Annotated in this window: 3 protein-coding genes; 2 read left to right on the top strand and 1 reads right to left on the bottom strand. The window is 20.1% G+C overall.

What is annotated here, in order from left to right; all coding sequences use genetic code 4:
* Nucleotides 1-441: ParA family protein (locus tag M0D11_RS05640; protein ID WP_256468454.1), on the bottom strand; the 441-nt coding region annotated here is incomplete at its 3' end.
* A gap of 383 nt (nucleotides 442-824) precedes the next feature.
* On the opposite strand from M0D11_RS05640, the gene M0D11_RS05635 reads away from it, so the two are divergent.
* Together M0D11_RS05635 and M0D11_RS05630 are read left to right on the top strand one after the other, a co-directional pair.
* Nucleotides 825-1,832, top strand: coding sequence for an SGNH/GDSL hydrolase family protein (locus tag M0D11_RS05635; protein WP_252320889.1), 1,008 nt, complete (start codon nucleotides 825-827; stop codon nucleotides 1,830-1,832).
* Between the two features lie 38 nt (nucleotides 1,833-1,870).
* Complete coding sequence (locus M0D11_RS05630; RefSeq protein WP_252320887.1) at nucleotides 1,871-2,626, top strand: hypothetical protein; 756 nt, start codon at nucleotides 1,871-1,873, stop codon at nucleotides 2,624-2,626.
* Nucleotides 2,627-2,691: the final 65 nt, after the last annotated feature.

Raw genomic sequence — 2,691 nt, 5'->3', positions numbered from 1 at the left:
CAGCATTAAAAAAATTACAGATAATTCATTTATTGTTGGAGGATAGTCAATTAATACATAATCATAATTTTCAAATATTTCTTGATTATTTTGATAAATTATATCAGATAATAAATATTTTTCTTTTTCAGAATATGTTGCATTTATTGTAGCTGAAACTTTATTTAATTCTTCATTTGCCATTATAATATCAATATTTTTATATTTTGTTCTTTCAATTAAATTAATAATTTTAATAAGTTTTACTGCTGATTTTGAAGCAATTATATCTAAAATACATTTATCATTTTTAACATCATTATTAACTTGCATAGTAATTGTAGCTTGTGGATCTAAATCAATAAGTAAAATTTTTTTATTTTCTAAAGCAAGTTTATACGCAATGTTTTTACAAAGAGTAGTTTTCCCCACACCACCTTTTTTATTACAAATAGAAATCATTACTTATTGCTTTTACTAATTCTTTTTTATTCATACTATCCCTCCAAATGTTTTATTTTTGTGTAAATTTTGTTACTGTATTATCAAATGATTTTTGATAACATTTTCCACTACAATATATAAATTTATCTCTATATAAAGAATCAATCGTGTATTTTTTTTCACATGATGATATATAACATTTAGCTGTAATAATTGCCATTTAATTTTACTGTAAAGAAATTACAAAATGAACAGAAATCTAAATCTGTAAAATTCTTCCTTTATGTACTTTTTTAAAATTTTATCACAACATATTCCATAATTAAATTTATGTGATAAAATTTTAAAAAAGTACATAAAGGAAGAAAAGCATAAATAAGTTTTCTTTTGAAAGGAAAAAAATGAAATTAATTTTAAAAACATTAAAATTTTTAATAATTGGAACACAAATAGGAACTTTAAGTTTATTTAAAACAAATATAACAAGCAAAGCAAGCGAAGAAATTAATAATAATATTTATACAAATAGTGAATTATATGTCTTAGGTGATAGCTTATCAGATAATGGTAATTTAGCAAATATTATTAATAATAATTTTTTAAATTTGTATAAAATAAAATTTCAAGAACCTTTTTTTCATAACTCATTTACTAATGGTGATGTTGCTGCTAGTATTTTAGCAAAAAAACTAGGAAAAAAATTAATACCAGCTTGATATCAAAAGGGTAATAACTATGCTGTGTCTGGATCTCAATCTAAAGATGAAAATGATTGAAAATATAAAATATTTTTCAATCATTTTAATATTACTCAGCAATCAGAAAAACTAATAAAAGAACATAAAATACTAAAAAATGATTATATTTTTATGGAAATAGGGGGTAATGATTTAACTACTATACTAGATAGATTACCATCATGCAATTCAGAATTATTAATTGAAAAATCTATAAACAATGAATTTAACGCAATTCAGAAGTTAATTAATGCTGGAGCTTATAATTTAATAATATCTAATTGTCCAGATATTAGTCAAATTCCACAATATGTTAATGGTTCAAAAAATACTAGATTATTAGCAATAAATTTAGTAAAAAAATTTAATATTCTCTGAAAAGTAAAATCAAAAATTTTGATAAAAGATAATTCAAAAATAAATATAAAATTATTTGATTTGGAAGAATATTTTAATAAAATTTTAAATCAAGCAAAACTAATGGGTAAAAATATTATTAATGAATCTATTGCTTGAAATTGAAAAGAAATTTTATTAAATAAAAAACCACAATATGTTAATAATACAGAACCATTAACAATTAATAATAATTTTTTCTTTGATTATATACATCCTAATAAATGGGCTCATCAACAAATTGCTGATCAGTTATTTAAATTAATTAAAAATTAAATAAAATCAAAACTAATAAAAAAGGATTATTTTAAATCATGCAAACAAACAAAAAATATAAATATGAAAAAATTAAATACTGTTTTTTAGTTTTTTTTACAATTATTCCATTATTTTGTGTAATATTAGATTTATTATTTTCAACAATTCAACCAGATCCGCAATATGGTGATTCTACTAAAAATTTTGATTTTTCTATTATTAATCAATCAATTTATTTCTCAGTTTGAATTGCCTTATCTACTTCAGTTTATGGTATATTAAATTGAATTAATTGTCATACTAAAAATATGCCAACATGAATAACAGGTAAAAATAATTTAACTCATATTGCTACATTAAATTTGGGAACTTTTATTGTATTTAATCTAACAATGATAATTAGTCCTAATAATATTGTTGGTTTTAATACTTGATATAAAATCTTAAAGTCAATATTAGAACACATCTTAGTTCCAATAATTGTTATTTTTTATTATTTCTTTTTTAGACAAATAAATATTTCCACAAATCAATATTTTAAAAAATATTGTTGATATAATTTAATTGTTATTTCAATTTATTTATTTTATGTTTCATTACGAGTAATAATGTTAATGAATTTTCTTCCACCAGAACAAGAAGCTTTTACAGCTTTTCCATATGATCAACTAAATCCATATAAAATTGGTTGAATTCTATTTTTTTTAGGAATTACAGCATTTTTAGTAAGTACTATTTTAATATCAACTCTTTTAAATTTTTTAAGTAATTTAATAAAAAAGAGTGTTAAAAAAAATCCAAATAATCCCTAAAAACTTTAGTTCCTTATTTACTATATAGGAACTTTTTTTTATTTTTAAAAAAGATGTCAATATCG

It is taken from the genome of Spiroplasma endosymbiont of Lariophagus distinguendus (assembly GCF_023846195.1).
Lineage (GTDB): Bacteria > Bacillota_I > Bacilli_A > Mycoplasmatales > VBWQ01 > Spiroplasma_E.
This window is presented reverse-complemented; position numbering and strand designations above follow the sequence as displayed.